Source organism: Streptococcus sp. SN-1, from assembly GCF_041154385.1.
Taxonomy (GTDB): Bacteria; Bacillota; Bacilli; order Lactobacillales; family Streptococcaceae; genus Streptococcus; species Streptococcus mitis_CT.
This window is the reverse complement of the sequence record NZ_AP028929.1, coordinates 515,704-532,477: the sequence shown is the minus strand read 5'-3', so window position 1 is coordinate 532,477 and position 16,774 is coordinate 515,704. Positions and strand designations below refer to the sequence as shown.

11 protein-coding genes and 2 pseudogenes are annotated in these 16,774 nt (G+C 37.7%); 1 reads left to right on the top strand and 12 read right to left on the bottom strand.

Features of this window, described 5'->3' with window-relative positions:
• Positions 1-191: 191 nt before the first annotated feature.
• From ACAM22_RS02335 to ACAM22_RS02290, 10 genes and pseudogenes are all read right to left on the bottom strand, one after another.
• Positions 192-555 (bottom strand): annotated as a pseudogene (locus ACAM22_RS02335) (TIGR02328 family protein).
• A complete protein-coding gene (locus ACAM22_RS02330) occupies positions 539-943 on the bottom strand; it encodes a YbgA family protein (RefSeq protein WP_261050503.1) in 405 nt (134 codons plus the stop codon). Before ACAM22_RS02330 ends, ACAM22_RS02335 begins: the two are co-directional and overlap by 17 nt.
• 13 nt (positions 944-956) lie before the next feature.
• Positions 957-1,232 (bottom strand): annotated as a pseudogene (locus tag ACAM22_RS02325) (HigA family addiction module antitoxin); the annotation flags it as partial.
• A gap of 62 nt (positions 1,233-1,294) precedes the next feature.
• Entirely contained in the window at positions 1,295-2,044 is a 750-nt protein-coding gene (locus ACAM22_RS02320) for a hypothetical protein (protein WP_369606888.1), read from the bottom strand.
• Positions 2,034-3,401: an AAA family ATPase gene (locus tag ACAM22_RS02315; RefSeq protein ID WP_261050506.1), complete on the bottom strand. Its 1,368-nt coding sequence runs from the start codon at positions 3,399-3,401 to the stop codon at positions 2,034-2,036. The genes ACAM22_RS02320 and ACAM22_RS02315 overlap by 11 nt, the downstream gene beginning before the upstream one ends.
• Before the next feature lie 208 nt (positions 3,402-3,609).
• Positions 3,610-5,211: a type I restriction-modification system subunit M gene (locus ACAM22_RS02310; protein ID WP_261050508.1), complete on the bottom strand. Its 1,602-nt coding sequence runs from the start codon at positions 5,209-5,211 to the stop codon at positions 3,610-3,612.
• Between the two features lie 63 nt (positions 5,212-5,274).
• Positions 5,275-6,558 (bottom strand): restriction endonuclease subunit S, encoded by a 1,284-nt coding sequence (locus ACAM22_RS02305; RefSeq protein WP_261050509.1) that lies wholly within the window; start codon positions 6,556-6,558, stop codon positions 5,275-5,277.
• Between the two features lie 21 nt (positions 6,559-6,579).
• The gene (locus tag ACAM22_RS02300) at positions 6,580-9,078 is read right to left on the bottom strand and encodes a DEAD/DEAH box helicase (protein WP_261050512.1); all 2,499 of its coding nucleotides are present in this window, start codon (positions 9,076-9,078) and stop codon (positions 6,580-6,582) included.
• Positions 9,068-9,889, bottom strand: a complete 822-nt coding sequence (locus ACAM22_RS02295; protein ID WP_261050513.1) for a hypothetical protein — start codon at positions 9,887-9,889, stop codon at positions 9,068-9,070. Before ACAM22_RS02295 ends, ACAM22_RS02300 begins: the two co-directional genes overlap by 11 nt.
• Positions 9,890-9,938: 49 nt before the next feature.
• Complete coding sequence (locus ACAM22_RS02290; RefSeq protein ID WP_369606887.1) at positions 9,939-12,929, bottom strand: type I restriction endonuclease subunit R; 2,991 nt, start codon at positions 12,927-12,929, stop codon at positions 9,939-9,941.
• 146 nt (positions 12,930-13,075) lie between these two features.
• On the opposite strand from ACAM22_RS02290, the gene ACAM22_RS02285 reads away from it, so the two are divergent.
• Positions 13,076-13,693 (top strand): TVP38/TMEM64 family protein, encoded by a 618-nt coding sequence (locus ACAM22_RS02285; protein WP_000076168.1) that lies wholly within the window; start codon positions 13,076-13,078, stop codon positions 13,691-13,693.
• A 42-nt stretch (positions 13,694-13,735) separates the two neighbouring features.
• Here the strand turns inward: ACAM22_RS02285 and scrK are convergent, their stop codons facing one another.
• Both scrK and ACAM22_RS02275 read right to left on the bottom strand, forming a co-directional pair.
• On the bottom strand, positions 13,736-14,623 hold the full coding sequence (gene scrK, locus ACAM22_RS02280; protein WP_000164310.1) for a fructokinase ScrK: 888 nt from the start codon (positions 14,621-14,623) through the stop codon (positions 13,736-13,738).
• Between the two features lie 149 nt (positions 14,624-14,772).
• On the bottom strand, positions 14,773-16,659 hold the full coding sequence (locus ACAM22_RS02275) for a sucrose-specific PTS transporter subunit IIBC (RefSeq protein ID WP_045604751.1): 1,887 nt from the start codon (positions 16,657-16,659) through the stop codon (positions 14,773-14,775).
• Positions 16,660-16,774 lie beyond the last annotated feature (115 nt).

The window sequence follows — 16,774 nt, the reverse complement described above, 5'->3', positions numbered from 1 at the left end:
CTGTATAATTGTAAAAAATTAGGCTTTGATATAGTTTGAAACTATATCTCTATTTTAGACAAAAGAAAAAGACTTGAGAAAAATGCCTCAAATCCTTTGTGTAGCTTATTTTATAGCTGTATTTTAGTTAGACGGTTCAAACGCGTTATTAGTAATTCTTATAAGTGACTATGACTTGTTATTAGAAAAGACTATAAGTTGATTCCCTTCTCTCGTAGATTATCCAGACACTCCTTATAGTAGACAGCATCGTGCTCCTTGTAAATAGGGCTCGTAAAAGTCTCCTCAGGTAAATCCTCATAAGAAGGACAAATCTTGCCACGGGTAGTTCTTGTCCAACCACTCTGGACTAACATTGTAACCACGGTCAGCCATTTCCTTCATGATCAAATCATGGTAAGCAAATAGCTGGTAAGGCGAGTGGGTAAAGACATAGTCCACCGTTGCATGCTTTCTGCCCCAACCATTTCCACGAAGAGCGCAACACTCTCGATGCTGCCCCAAGAGTTGAGGACGGGGAAGTTGTAAAATCAAAGCCTCATGCCAAAGTCTCAAGGGAGTCTCCTTTCAGTAAAGTCGAATGTTGCAAGTAGGTATTTGGATAACGATCAAGCAAGTCTCGAGTCTTAGCGATCAAGTCTGCCTGAGAAGCCTGACCAAATCGGTAGCGAGCTAGCAAGAGTATGTAGTCCTTGCGCTCAGCATCTGTCGCTTTCTTTTTGAAATAGCCCCAAATATGATGAGAGGCATTGCTAACCTGACCCTTGTGTTCTGGAATCTGACAGGCACGGTCAATCATCTCTTGAACCAGACTCACCTCCACCTCTTCATTCTTGAGATACTGACGAATCTCATTGTAAATATTGCTGGAATGGCTCAATACGAGGTATTTGTTTCTCGCCCAGAGTTGCTGGCAAAGGGCACGTTGGTTGTTATTATTCATATACATTATATTATTTTTGCTCTAAAATCTCCGCCACTTTTACATCATAAGCATTTTGAAGATTGAGCCAAGTTTGCATGGAAACGCCACTTAACTTAGCTAACTTGTGAGCAGTTTCTTTACCAATGGACTCCTCTGCATTAACTAGCTTGCTGATAGTCTTTTCCGAAACTCCTAAACGCTCGGCAAATTCTTTCTGCGTTACGTTATAATCTTCAATCAACTCTTCAACATACTGACCTGGATGAAAAGCAATCAGGTCTTTGTATTCAACAATTTTATTACTCATAGTGATTGCTGACCTCCTCTATTCTATTGAACTTATTGGACTACAAACTGTCTGTCAGGATGTTATTTATAATTCTGAATCTTGTCAAACAATAACGCTAAATTAGAATATCCATTCGTCATTTCATTTTGTTTTATAAACTGCCATGATTGTTCGTAATCATCTGCCGGGCATCTACTTTGGAAAAATGCTAAAATCCCTTCTACTCCCGCATCGCCTTTTCCATCATACTGGTCGATGAAATCATCAGCAGCACTCATTTTTTCATGATTTGGTAATATTTTTCCAAATAAAACATGTTCCAAATTAACAGAATTATAATACACACAAGTTTGTACTAACTTCCGCTTAACCAACAAGGAAGTCCCCTCTTTAATCAACTGATTGACATGCCTTGACTTTCTCTGTCTCGTTTCAGTAATATCCATTTTCTTCTTCGGAGTTGAAAATAGCAGCCTCCGAGTTTGTAAATCATATTGAAACGAATCTGTCACTTCCATAGAATCATCTACAACTAAAGAAGTTGGATTCATAAACATGCCATCAGTATCTGTTACAAAGGCAACAAACAGTAGATCACTTACTTTCCATTTTTCTGTAGCAAGAACCTCGCAAATTCTTTCACTTGCAATTTTCGTTCCAGATAATGCAGAATATCTCCTATCTGAAAAGACATCTCCATACATCACCTTTAGTGTGATATGCATATCATTCAATCGTTCCACTAATGAATCTGTTATAAATCCTACAACAGTCTCATCAGATTCTCCCTCTACAAATACTAGAATAACCTTTCTACTTTTATTCGCCAAGCTTGATACCTGCCTTTCTCAAAGCTCGTTTAATTTTACTATTAGAAACTCCTTGATACAATTCTTCTTCGTGTCCACCCAGCTGAATTCCTCTTAAATAAATATCTCTTAAGTTATTGCTTGGCTTAATACCCGTTAAGCGGATATAACGATTTGTCGGAGAAGCAGTTGAGAACACAACCTTGTAGGATGGAAGTTTTTCTAGTACACGTAGATTATGAGAAGTAAAAATTAGTTGTCCTTTAGCACTTTCAGAAAAAATTTCAATCAACTCGCCTAGTAGATATTCAAATACACCTGCATCCAATTCATCAATAACAGCGATAATATTCTCTTTATTATATACTTCCACCAAAAAACCAAGCATACTAATAATTTTACGAATCCCTTCAGATTCGTGTTTTAAAGAGAATCTTTTACCTGCACGATTGGAAATAAAACTAACATTTCTTATTTTTTGTCCATCATTTCGAATCTCTATCTCACCTGCTTCCATTTCAAGTCTCAAGTCAGGGATAATAATAGGAACAATTTCATTCAAATAGTCAATCGTGCTCTCATAAACACTATAAAGTTCTTCATTTATAGAAATTCCTCCACTTTGAAGAAACATGGGGATAATCCCCTGATAACTCACATGAGAGTCACGATTCTGATAGTTAATCGTGATAGGAGTAACCCCACTACTATTCAGACTAGATAACTCTTGGGTAAAAATTCTCAAATTTTGATAAAAGTCTTGAATGACATTATAAATTTCAACAAGCGTCGATAAATCTTGCTTACTTGAAGTATAAATAAAGCCTCCTAATTCTTTTGAAAAAATAAAGGAACGATTATCATCAATAATTGTCTTTGTTAAAACACTAACTGCATCCTTTCCCATAATACTTCTTTGAGATTTTAAATATCCCGTATGTCGCGGTTGTTCAGCATCAAAGTTACTTCCTTCATATTCGTAACGTAGCAAATAGCGGTATCTAGAGCCAGATTCTAGAGGTTTATAGGCAAGTTCTTCTTTTACAACCATTACATCTTGCACGCCTGTAGGTTCACTTGCAGCAAACTCAACTTTATATCGAATAATATATGTTTCTGGGACTTCTAATTCTAAAGTAATCGCATTTTCCCCTACTTGGTCTATGGCATTAAAAATCCCTTTTGTATGTTGTGGAATAGACTCTCCTTTCATCAAGGCAGATAGAACTTCAAATACATCTACAACAGCTGTTTTCCCAGAACCATTCTGACCATAAATTCCCGTTACATTGATAAAGTCAGATTTATTTTGAAAATCAATCACTCCATACTGAACGTTCTTTATATTCTCTATAACGAGACTCCTTAATTTTACCATGATTTTGGACTCCTTAGTTTTTCTCATCTTAATTATATCAAAAAAAGTCATTTTACATGACTTTTTTTGATTTATTTTCTATTTTTTCTGTATTATTTGAAAATCAATTCTATTTCCTACTTAACCTTAACATATCTATTAATCAATGAGGATACAAAACTGTAGTTTTCAAATACTCTACAATTGATATACCAAGTTTCCTTCCCCATCACCCTTTAAACTCTTTCAAAAACTTTTTGAGTTCAGCATCGGCTTCTGGTGTAGTTCCGTGTAGTTGACCGAGCATTTCAAGTAAAGAAGCTGTTTGGTTTTGGATTGCTTGATTTGTCGTATTGATCTTGCCAACGATATCTGTCAGTGGTTCGACTTCTTCTTCCTCAAAGGTATCTACATAGCGAGGGATATTGAGGTTGTAGTCATTTTCGACGATTTCTTCATAGCTTGCCAGATGGGCAAACTTGTCAATCTCCTCACGTGACTTGTAGGCTTCCAGAATCTTCTCGATATGAGCATCCGTCATGATATTCTGATTTTTCCCCTTATCAAACTCCTTAGAGGCATCGATAAAGTAGACATCACGATTGGTACGGTTCTTTTTGAGAATGATGACTGTGGTCGGAATGCTGGTGTTAAAGAAGATATTAGCAGGTAGACCGATAACCGTGTCAATGGCTCCTTCTTCTAACAAGGCCTTGCGAATGGTCCCTTCCGCATTGCCACGGAAAAGAACACCGTGAGGAAGAACGATAGCCATGACTCCGTTATCCTGCTTGAGATGGTAGTAACCATGCAAGAGAAAGGAAAAATCAGCCTTGGATTGGGGCGCTAATTTCCCAAATGGAGAGAAACGAGGATCCGCCATAAAGCCAGAGCTTGCTGACCATTTGGCAGAGTAGGGAGGGTTCATGAGAACACCGTCAAAGTTGGTCGGCTCTTGAGTTGGCCAGTCTTCATCCAGTGTATCGGCATTGTGGAGAAATTGATTTTCAACAGGAACACCGTGCAGGATCATGTTCATCCGAGCCAAGTTATAGGTTGAGGTATTGAGCTCCTGACCAAAGTAGACCACTGTCTGCGGTTTATGAGAGTATTTCTTGGCATTGAGCAAGAGAGATCCAGATCCCATAGTCGCATCATAGATGGTAAAGCCTAACTGGTCCTCACGACCCAAAAAGGCAATCTGAGTCATGAGTTTGGCAACAGGCTGAGGTGTATAGAACTCACCAGCTTTCTTACCCGAGTCAGTCGCAAACTGACCAATCAGATACTCATAAGCATCTCCCAGCATATCACCAGCATGACCAGCCACATCTAGCACAGCCAACTCCTTCATGACCGCCGCCACCGTTTGGTTTTGCTTTTGCGGAGTTGCCCCTAGCTTTTTAGAATAGAGGTCAATATCTTCAAAGAGGTTTTCATAGAGTTCATCACTCTGCTCAATATCACGAAAACCCTGAGCCAAATCTTCCAGCTGGAAAGTCCCCTCATTGACACGTGCTACTAGAGCCGTAAAGGTCAACTCAGGCTTGATACTATAGTTGAGTTCGTCCTTCATGACTGCAAGAAGATCCTCGTGGGTATCCGCATCCTCATAGTAGTTGCGATAGACCTCAAGGGCAGCCCCTAGACTCTCACTCCCCTCCTCCATAGTCTCCGCCACGAAAAAGAGCATCTTATCTGACAGATACTTATAAAAGACCATGCCCAAGAGATAGGACTTGTAGTCATTGGCATCCATCTTAGAGCGGAGAACATCCGCTGAGTTCCACAGGGCTTGGTAGAGCGACTGGGAAGTTTGTGTTGTTTCCATAATGTTTCTTTCTAAATTTTTAAATATAATGCTAAAATCTATCACTTAGTAATCACTAATCATCTAGATAAACATATCCTGCAAGAGTTTCTTTTTCAGTATTTCTAACTGAGAAATTTTTTCTTGATAAGAGTTGATGAGGTTATCAAGATTTGAGAAATAGGAGCCAATGGCTTGTTGTTCTTGAATATTAGAAGGTACTAATACTTTAATCTTAGAAAACTCTTTTTTTGTAATATGAGGTTGTGCAGAGCCAACTTGATTTACTTTCATAAAATTACTAATCAAGTTTCCACGTAAAACAGCTAAAATATATTCTGGAGCTATTTTAGCACCTAGTAAAGGTCTTAAAATCAGCATAGCTGAATTTATCCTAACGGAACTATATCTTTTTTGGATATTTTCATCATAATATGCTACATTTCCAAGGGTCCCTCTACTAGTTAGAATAAAGTCTCCTGAGATTAACTTACCGTTTCTTAATTCTTTATCTTTCTCTTCTGAAATAAATTTTGTTGTACTAAAATCTAATCCTGTCTTTTTTACATTCCCAGTGTCTAAGAATAAGGTATGTCCAAAACTAGAGAAGTCACTTTCTCCTGGATAACTTTTACCTCTATCTCCATCTATTATTTGGAAAATATCTGCCATCTTTACGCATTCCCACTCAGTATCAAATCCATCCAAACGTATCTCAGGAACAGTCTGCCCAGCTTTGGGAAACATCTTGGAGAGCATGGTCGCCTTGAGAGATTGGTAGTTGATTAGATTGTCCTTGTAGCTAGCCAGAAGGTCGTCGATGTTGCGGAAAAGAGAGCCAATGGCGAATTGTTCTTCAAATGATGCGGGTATTAAATAGTCTAAATTTGATATATCTGACCAATTCACATAAATTTGTGTATTTCCCTGGGCACTTCTTACTATTTTATTACGATTAGTATCAGCATTTAGTAATTGAAAAATAAAATCTGGAACATATTTATTTTTATTTAAACAAATTCTTTGTGTACGCTGATTGTAAACATAACTATTATCTTCATCAATTAATAGAACTCTTCCAATAATTTTGCCTGTACTAGTTTTGTCATTTAAAATCATTGTTAAATCATCTTTTTCTAAAATTCTTTTCTCCGTCTTCTTACTATATATCGCTCTAATTCCTTGATCCTTATACTTGCTTTCTTCTGAATACGAACCAATGCTAATTACCTTATATTTCCCATCTGGGTCAAATTCGCTTTCAATGGCTGTTCCCCCCACAGATATACCTAAATCTGTTAATTTTATCTTTTCCCACCAAGAATCAAATTCTTGAAATCTAATTCTGGGAGTAATATATTTTAACAATTGTAGCCTCCTACTCTGTAATTAAAGGAAAAACTGTTCCAATTCAAATTTTTCTATTCCTTGTTTCGTATTTATAAATTCTTTAAGTGCTATATTCGCTTTAGGATTGCCAAATTCATCAAATTCAATATTTCTAATTTGATTTTCATTTTTCAAACTTTCATAAATATTTTTACTAATTCCTAATTTTAAAATAGCAATTTCTTCTGGTTCTTGTGTCCCATACAAAAAATAATCAAATTGGTTTTCATTGATAATCTTAAATTCTTTTAACGCATTCAACAAAAGAGTTACTTCATGTGAAATAAAATCCTCATCCTTTTGAATTTTTATAATTGCAATATTATATAAAAATTTAGAATCATCTTTATGTTCTCTTAAGTCAATATAAACCCTTTGATTTCCTGAATAAATATCAGTTGCATAAGGAACCTCTCCAAATTGTGTTCCAACATAGACAAAATAATTAATTTTATCTCTACGTTTTTTGTTTAAAATTTGTTTCCAATAATCAAATTGATAGTTTACCCTCTCACTCAAAGGAAGGTAAGAATTCTCCAAAAATTTCTTATAATAATTACAAGTCTGCAAATATCTTAAACGACTGACATTAACTGTTGGTTCAAAATAATTATAATCTAATTTAGATTCCTCATATACAAATGGTTCAAAAAATATAGTCCTTATTTTTTCTAAACACTTTTGAATAAGATTATCAAAACCTTCAATTTTGTTAGTTTCAGAAATCACTTTTTGTAACTTAATTATGCCTTCTTCCGTATAATTTAAAAGCTGTTGAGCACCCGATTTAGATAGCTTAATTCTAAAATCAGAGCTATGATAATCCCTAATGATATGTTCCTCGTAATCCCTGATAACAGTCGCTTTATCGTTATCATTATTACAATTTTTTAAAACTGGATTTTCTACGTTATCTTTATGTACCCCTCTTAAGGATGTAATTTTATTCTGTATTTTGCAACCATTATATTGTGGATAGTCGATGAGTTCAATAAAATGAATTGGAATAAATATCCTAGATAATGAAGATTCCTTTTTAAATATCTCATTTAATCTATTAACTCTACCTATTAAATTTTTTAAATCACTCGATCTATTAAAGCCTGATATATATACCAAATTATCAATAGGCAAATTCATTCCTGCTAAAACAACAGAGTTTGCAATAAAATTACTTAAAAATTTTGACTCTTTAATATATTTAAGTAGATAATTTCTTATTAATAACGGTAGTACTCCATGAAGATAAACTATTCCCTTAGATAAATAGTTTATTAGTTTAAATTCTGGGTGAACAATACGAGATAACTCCTCTTGTAATTCTTTAATCTCCTCTGGAATGTCGCGTTCAGGTGATAAATCAAATAATTCTTGAGCATAATCCTCAATTTGTTTAGGACGAAAGATAAAATGTAGATTCTTTTTAAATCTACCATTACTTACAGTATCAACAATATATTTCCAAGGATCATTTCTTTCAGAAACAAGAATATATTCATTGAGATATAAGTCATATATATATTCTTTATTTTCTTTACTTAAATACTTGATTGCTAAAATTTTTAAATTCTTCTCTATTCTATAATCATTAATTAAATCTTGGTCTCCCAATAATAAACTTTCAGAATTCTGAATTGTTGGAGAAAGATATATAAGTTTTACTTGGAGATTAAGTTTTCTAGTAATATTTATAAACCTTGCTAATAATAAACTTCTATTAGCCAACGGAAATCTAAAATTAAAATCTAAAAGTTCATGAGCCTCATCAATATATATCATATCAAAAACTATTCCTTCATCAATTAATCGAAGTGCGCGTTCTTGAGTCACAATAGCTAATATCCTATTATCCTTTTCAACATTATAATTTTGATCATGAATTAAAATTTTTCGATCATGAACCTTTTGTTTTGCATCACGAAAAGTCTGATCAATTAAAGCTTTCGTTGGAACAATAATTGCAACTTTAGATTTATCATTATTGTTTGATAAATGTTTAAAAATTAATTCACTTTTACCATAAGATGTAGGTGCTGCAAATAACAGCTGTTCACTTTTAGATTCTATAACTTCTTCAAATACTTTATGTTGTTCATAAGTCTTGATCTTACCTTCTTCAGAAAAATCATCCAATTCATTGTTAGAAATTAAATGTTGAACACTAATATTATTTTCTAATAATCCATCTGATAATATTTTTCGAGCTATTGGATAATATCCATAATTAATTGAAAAATCATATAAAGCCCTAAAATCATTAATTTTAAAACAAGTTCTGGCAATAATCAAATATGCATACTCTATTAATAAATAAATATTCCGTTCTCTTTTTCTTTCAAACTCTTCAATTAACAATAAAGCTACAGAGAACAGAAACTCAGCATCTTTAGAAGATAAAGATTTGGTAAAATATAATAAATTAATTAAATTATCACTTATTTTTTTATTATTTTTAATTTTAGTCAATATAGCTTTTCCAGCATCTGATTTACTGACCATTTGCAATTTCCTCCATCACATCAATAAAAATCTGCTGATTATCTAGATTAACAGTTACTATTTTTTCATTGTAAGTTTCGTGCGATTTAACAAGTTCAATAATTCTTTGAATATCACTTGGAGTCCCACTAATATTTTGATCAATAACTGTAGATCCAATAATTAAATTACAATTAGATAACGATTCATACTTACCTTCCATATACTTTTCACTAAGTTCTTCTAGTTCATGTACTAAAGATAAATTGTTTCTAGAACTCTTAGCATGAGAAGCAGCATTTTCCCATGGATCATTATTTGTTCTACCTTCTAACTGATCAGAAATACTATTATAAGCACGTCTAATAGTGGTTCTATGGGTATCACTGGTATGTGTTGATTTACTTTCCACAATCCATTTTTCACCATTTTTTACATATAAACCATCGAACCCTTTTTTAGGGGAATTTTCCTCTAAATTCCTATAACAGAAATGTTGTTCAAATCCATTATCTAGTAAAATACAAATCAAAAAGAACTCTGCAGCAAATCCTGAATTTCTACTTGGATCTATTGGTTCAATGACTGAATTTGTAGTTTTATCAAATTTTCCAAGAGCTGAACATATTTTTCTTGCAATTGTTTCCACCGAGTATGAACTATTTGTTCCCTTTGAAATATTAACCAAATTTGTCTTTATAAAAGTCTTCTCAACTCTTGTTATTTGCGGTACATCCGCAGAGAGAATTTCAATATTATTCCCACTTTGACTATTTACTGGATTGGTTAAATCGTTTGAAATTGAATTAAATGAATTTCTAAGTAATGACATAAAAACTCCAATGTTATACATAGATTTATATTATACGAACACTGTTCTCTTACCTCCCAACCCTCAACGGCTCAATGACTTCCTCCACTAGTTGGGTATAGGCTTCCTTGATTTGTTTTTTATAGAGGAGAGGATTAAGGGCATCCGCCACCTCTAGCTTATAGTCCTGATAGCGCTGGCTCTTGGTCAGCTGGCTTTCTCCTAGTTGTTTTTTAGCTCCCTTATGATAGTGTTCGACATAGTAACGGAGTTCATCCTCGCCGACATACCAGCGCTTGCTAAAGACTTGGATATGTTGCTGGATGACAGCTTCTATCATCTGATCCAAAATATTTGCGATAGACTGACCACGATAGCTTTCTGGATGTTCTTGTACCTCTCTCCAAAGTTCAGTGATGATCTGGGCAAGATTTGGATTGGTCTTCTCAAGACTCTGAATATAGTTATCCACTGCTTCCTTATCTTGAGTGCTTAGGTTCTTTTCTTGACTTTGACCTTGTTCAATCAGGCTTTGAATCAAGGTTAGGATATAGGCATAGTTGATTTCGTCCACTTGGATAGACTCCAGTTCATAGTGGATATCAAGTGGCTCTCCATCGTCATCATCCTCTACTCGGCTTTTTAATTCTGCAAGGACATTTCGATAAAGGCCCAGATACCTTTCCAACTTTTCTCCATCAAGTCCTGTCTGACTGTAAAGTTCTTCCTCATCATACTCTTTGTACACTCGGATAGAGGCTAGGTACTTATCAAAGGCTTGATAGGTTTTAGCTAGTTTCCTCAACTCAGGCGTAGAGACTTGCTCGAAATCTAAACCATTCACATAGTCATCAGTAGCAAGATTTTTGAAATCACTGCAACTCCGTAAAAAGTTCCTCTTTTCTTCTTCCCAGCTTGGGGCTAGGACCTCGTTTTCTCCACCATTTGAATAGAGCTTGAGGGCATTATCTACTGCTTCCTTAAAGGCTAGAGACTTTTGGAAAGTGATGATATGCCCATAGGTCTTACTGGAGTCAAAGATCCGGTTGGTACGACTAAAGGCTTGAATCAAGTCCTGCGGTTGCATGGGTTTACGATCGATAAAGAGAGTTGATAGACAAGGCGCATCAAATCCCGTTAAGAGACGATTAACCACGATGACTAAGTCCAACTGTTCCTTGCGATAGAGGTATTTGCCCTGCTTTCGAGCTAGACGGTTATTGACATCCGTATTAAAACCACGAAGATCCGCCATGGTAAAGTGGGTATCAAACTCTTGGTTGTAGTCCTCTAAGACTTGCTTCATGTGATCTTGATTGGCTCTTGAGTCTTCTTCGTTTTCTGTGACCGAGTAGGTGATGGTCGCCTTTGGAAAGTCAGGAAGAACCTGCTTGACCCTTTCCGATATCTTGACTCTCGTTTCCCCAGCCTTGACTCGTTTGAGGAGGTCATAGTAGGCTTGAGCTTGAGGGATTGATTTAACGGTCAGGATAGCATTGTAGGTCTTACCAACTCCTTTTTGGAATCCTAGCTGTTGACGGGATTTATTGATAATGGCATCCAAGACTTCCAGCATATGCTCCTCATCCTCGTAGACAGTATCTGGTATGTCATTTTCGGATTTATCCGTGATGAGGGTATTGCGATAATCCACCTTAAATCCTAAAACTGCTCCATCATGGATAGCTTCCTTGACTGTATACTCATGGAGACGGTCTCCGTACTGTTGCTGGGTGGTTTGGGCTAGATCACCGACCTGCTGGCGCTTATTTTCCTTAAAGATAGGTGTGCCTGTAAAACCGTACCAGAGAGACTGTGGGAAAAAGGCCTTAATGTCTTTTTGTGTTTGAGGTGTTACTGCACGGTGGCATTCATCCACGACAAAGGCCACTCGGAGACCCTTGATTTTGTCCGCATCTCTTTGGTAAAGACCTTGTTCAAACTTACGCATCATGGTGATGATTTTCTGGATGGTCGTTACCACCACACGCTTATCATTACTTCCTAGTCGCTTAACCAAATCATGTGTATTATCCGTCTCATCGATATCAATAACATCATTGGTCGCATAGGAGAGGAAGGATGATGTGGTCTGTTGATCCAAGTCCCTACGGTCAACGACAAAAATCGTCTTTTGGATAGATGGGATTTGAAGGAGATTTCTCGCCACCTTATAAGAAGTCAAGGTCTTCCCTGAACCTGTCGTATGCCAGACATAGCCAGACTCCTGACGGCGAGAAGCTTCCTGAACAGCCTCAATAGCATGGATCTGGTAGGGACGCAAGAGGATGAGAGCCTTCTTACTATCATCAAGGACAGAATACTGCATGACCATCTGGTGGGCACGAGGGATGGAGAGGACTTCGTGGGCAAAACTGGTCAAGCTCGTTATGGGTTGGTTGTCCTTATCCACCCACTTGGTTAGAAATTGCTTGTTGAGTTTATTTTCTCTGGCAGCAGCGATATAGCGTGTGTCTACCTTATTGGTCACAACAAACATCTGTAAGATAGAGTAAATACCACGGAACTTGCCTTCCCTATCATACTTCTTAATTTGATGAAAGGCATCCAGAAAAGCAACTCTGGGACTTTTAAGCTCGATCTGAATCATTGGAAGGCCATTGATCAAGAGGGTTACATCTAGCCTGCGGTCTTGATCCTGAGGATTTATCTTATCTCTCTCGACTTGGTTGACAACCTCATAACTGGACTTGCCAGCTGCGATATTGTCTCGCCAGATAACGGATAAACGGATAGTCCCCAAACTAGCATCTTCTCTTTGAACCTCAACCTTGGCAATGCCATTTTCGCCTACCAACCACTTGGCCGCATCATAGTAGCTAACAAAGTTCAGTTGATTCTTTATCTGGCGTTTTTCCTGTTCTGTCAGGGGATGATCTGCCAATAGAGCCACATTGTTCTGGGCTAGCTTTTCAAAGAAGTTTTCCCATAATTGCTCTTCTGTTTTAAGGTCATCTCTGTAAGTCCATTGACTTTCCCCAGTCACCAGTTGGTTGATCAGTTGTTTTTCTATCTCCAGTTCTGGTTTTACCTGTATCATACTCTCTCCTTTGCTACTTGTCTGCTCCCTTTATTATAGCATGTTTAGCCTCAAATTCCATCACTCTTCCCATAGCAAAAGCAATCTTCCCCCTTTCTCCTCTAAAATATGGTATAGTAGAAATATACTATCTATGAGGAGTTTACATGTCACAGGATAAACAAATGAAAGCTGTTTCTCCCCTTTTACAGCAAGTTATCAACATCTCATCGATTGTCGGTGGGGTTGGGAGTTTGATTTTCTGTATTTGGGCTTATCAGGCTGGAATTTTACAGTCTAAGGAAACCCTCTCTGCCTTTATCCAGCAGGCAGGTATCTGGGGGCCACCTCTCTTTATCTTTTTACAGATTTTACAAACGGTCGTCCCTATCATTCCTGGGGCCTTGACCTCCGTCGCTGGGGTCTTTATCTACGGTCACATCATCGGTACTATCTACAACTATATCGGAATCGTGATTGGCTGTGCCATTATCTTTTATCTGGTGCGCCTCTACGGAGCTGCCTTTGTTCAGTCTGTCGTCAGCAAGCGTACCTACGACAAGTATATCGGCTGGTTGGATAAAGGAAATCGTTTTGACCGTTTCTTTATTTTTATGATGATTTGGCCCATTAGTCCAGCCGACTTTCTCTGTATGCTGGCTGCCCTGACCAAGATGAGCTTCAAGCGCTATATGACCATCATCATTCTGACCAAGCCCTTTACCCTCGTGGTTTATACCTACGGTCTGACCTATATTATCGACTTTTTCTGGCAAATGCTTTGACATGTAAAAAATCCGTTTGGTTTCCCAAGCGGATTTTGTGCTTTATTTTGAAACTTCTTTTGCAAGGACAAAGTTCCCAAGAGTAGCAGAACCATTTCCTGCGACTGCTGGCGTCACAATGTAATCACGCACATCAGGTACTGGTAGGTAACCATTAAGAAGAGATGTAAATTTCTCACGGACACGGTCCAGCATATGTTGTTGAGCCATGACCCCTCCACCAAAGACAATCACATCTGGGCGGAAAGTCACTGTCGCATTAACCGCAGCTTGAGCGATATAGTAGGCTTGGACATCCCAAACAGGGTTGTTGAGTTCAATGTTTTCCCCACGAACACCTGTACGAGCTTCCAAACTTGGACCAGCTGCATAGCCTTCCAGACATCCCTTATGGAAAGGACAAACACCCTTAAACTCTTTTTCAATATCCATTGGGTGTCTAGCAACATAATAATGACCCATCTCAGGATGACCCACACCGCCGATAAACTCACCACGTTGGATGACACCTGCACCGATACCTGTACCGATTGTGTAGTAAACCAAGTTTTCGATACGACCACCAGCATTGTTACGGGCAACCACTTCACCATAAGCAGAGCTGTTTACGTCTGTTGTGAAGTACATTGGCACGTTTAGGGCACGACGAAGGGCACCAAGCAAGTCCACATTTGCCCAGTTTGGTTTTGGAGTCGTTGTGATAAAGCCATAAGTTTTTGAGTTTTTATCAATATCAATCGGACCAAATGAACCAACTGCAAGACCAGCAAGGTTGTCGAATTTTGAGAAGAACTCAATAGTTTTATCGATTGTTTCGATTGGAGTTGTTGTTGGAAATTGTGTTTTTTCTACAACGTTAAAGTTTTCATCACCGACAGCACAGACAAATTTTGTACCGCCCGCTTCCAAGCTTCCATATAATTTTGTCATGATAAACCTCTTGTTTTTATTTTCTTTATTATAGCATATTTCGAAAGGCTAAATTTCTCTATTTTTTAGATTTTCCTCTGTAAATCTTACCATTCAAGCAAAAACGAACAAACATGTCATTTGTTCGTTTTCACATTAGAGAGGATTGATTAGATTTTCACTTCAATAACGGCATCTCCCTTCGCAACTGAACCTGTTGCGACTGGAGCTACTGAAGCGTAGTCAGCTGTATTTGTAACGATAACCATTGTTGTATCATCAAGTCCAGCTGCAGCGATTTTGTTTGAGTCAAATGTTCCAAGAACATCGCCAGCTTTAACCTTATCACCTTGGGCAACTTTTGCTTCAAAACCTTCACCATTCATAGATACAGTGTCAATACCAACGTGGATCAAAACTTCAGCACCATCAGTTGTTTTCAAACCAAAAGCGTGTCCTGTTGGAAATGCAATTGAAACTTCAGCATCAGCAGGTGCATAGACCACACCTTGACTTGGTTTCACAGCGATGCCTTGTCCCATAGCACCACTTGAAAAAACAGGGTCATTAACATCAGCAAGAGCTACAACATCACCAACGATAGGAGTTACAAGTGTTTCATTTTGAAGAGCTGCTGGAATGTTACCAGTTGTTTCTTCTTGGACCAAACGTTCTGTCTCTACTTCAGTAGCAACTTCTTTTTCATCCTCATAACCAAACATGTAAGTAAGAGCAAAACCAAGTGCAAATGATACAGCTACCATAAGAAGGTATAGTGGAAGTTGTCCATTACCTGCATAAAGCATTGTACCAGGGATGATAGTGATACCACTACCAGTACCAGCAAGTCCAAGGATTGAAGCCAATCCACCACCGATTGCACCAGCAATCAATGAAAGGAAGAATGGTTTACGGAAACGCAAGTTCACCCCGAAGATAGCAGGCTCTGTAATACCGAGGAAGGCAGAAAGAGCAGCTGGGAAAGCAAGTGTTTTCAGTTTTGGATTTTTAGTTTTAACACCAACCGCAACAGTCGCAGCACCTTGGGCTGTCATAGCCGCAGTGATGATCGCGTTGAATGGATTAGCATGGTCAGCAGCAAGCAATTGCACTTCAAGCAAGTTGAAGATGTGGTGCACACCTGACACGACAATCAATTGGTGAACCCCACCAATCAAGAAACCACCAAGACCAAATGGCAAGCCAAGAATTGCTTTTGTACCAATAAGGATGTAGTTTTCAACAACGTGGAAGACTGGTCCGATAACAAAGAGTCCAAGGATAGACATGACCAAAAGTGTCACGAATGGTGTTACCAAGAGGTCAATGACATCTGGAACAACCTTGCGGACAGCTTTTTCAAATTTAGCTCCGACAACCCCGATGATGAAGGCTGGAAGAACAGAACCTTGCAAACCAACAACAGGGATGAAACCAAAGAAGTTCATAGCTGTTACTTCACCACCTGAAGCGACTGCCCAAGCGTTTGGAAGTGAGCCAGAAACAAGCATCATACCAAGAACGATACCAACGGCAGGATTTCCACCAAATACACGGAAGGTTGACCACACAACCAAACCTGGCAAGATGATAAAGGCTGTATCTGTCAAGATTTGAGTGTAAGTTGCAAAGTCACCTGGAAGTGGCATTTCAAGAGCGTTGAAAAGACCACGCACACCCATAAAGAGACCTGTCGCTACGATAACTGGGATGATTGGAACAAAAACGTCACCGAAAGTACGGATAGCACGTTGGAACCAGTTCCCTTGTTTCGCAGCTTCTGCTTTCATGTCATCTTTAGATGATGTTGGCAAACCAAGCGCAACAACTTCATCGTACATTTTGTTTACTGTACCAGTACCAAAGATGATTTGGTATTGACCTGAGTTAAAGAAAGCACCTTGAACTTTTTCCAAGTTCTCAATCACTTCTTTATTGATTTTTCCTTCATCTTTGACCATGACACGAAGACGAGTCGCACAGTGAGCTACACTGTTGACATTTTCACGTCCGCCCAAGGCATCGATGACTTTTTTTGCAATTTCCTGATTGTTCATTTGCAAAAATCTCCTTATATAAAATTTTGTTATTGTTTGAAAGCGATTTTATTCGCCCTACGACTATTATTTTATCATGTTTTAGAAATATGTCAAGCGTTTTGCAGAAAAATAT

Coding starts and splice junctions, on each gene's coding strand:
- scrK (WP_000164310.1), bottom strand. CDS start 14,623: ATGACAAAATTATATGGAAGCTTGGAAGCGGGCGGTACAAAATTTGTC.
- ACAM22_RS02295 (WP_261050513.1), bottom strand. CDS start 9,889: ATGTCATTACTTAGAAATTCATTTAATTCAATTTCAAACGATTTAACC.
- ACAM22_RS02300 (WP_261050512.1), bottom strand. CDS start 9,078: ATGGTCAGTAAATCAGATGCTGGAAAAGCTATATTGACTAAAATTAAA.
- ACAM22_RS02275 (WP_045604751.1), bottom strand. CDS start 16,659: ATGAACAATCAGGAAATTGCAAAAAAAGTCATCGATGCCTTGGGCGGA.
- ACAM22_RS02330 (WP_261050503.1), bottom strand. CDS start 943: ATGAATAATAACAACCAACGTGCCCTTTGCCAGCAACTCTGGGCGAGA.
- ACAM22_RS02310 (WP_261050508.1), bottom strand. CDS start 5,211: ATGGAAACAACACAAACTTCCCAGTCGCTCTACCAAGCCCTGTGGAAC.
- ACAM22_RS02315 (WP_261050506.1), bottom strand. CDS start 3,401: ATGGTAAAATTAAGGAGTCTCGTTATAGAGAATATAAAGAACGTTCAG.
- ACAM22_RS02285 (WP_000076168.1), top strand. CDS start 13,076: ATGTCACAGGATAAACAAATGAAAGCTGTTTCTCCCCTTTTACAGCAA.
- ACAM22_RS02290 (WP_369606887.1), bottom strand. CDS start 12,929: ATGATACAGGTAAAACCAGAACTGGAGATAGAAAAACAACTGATCAAC.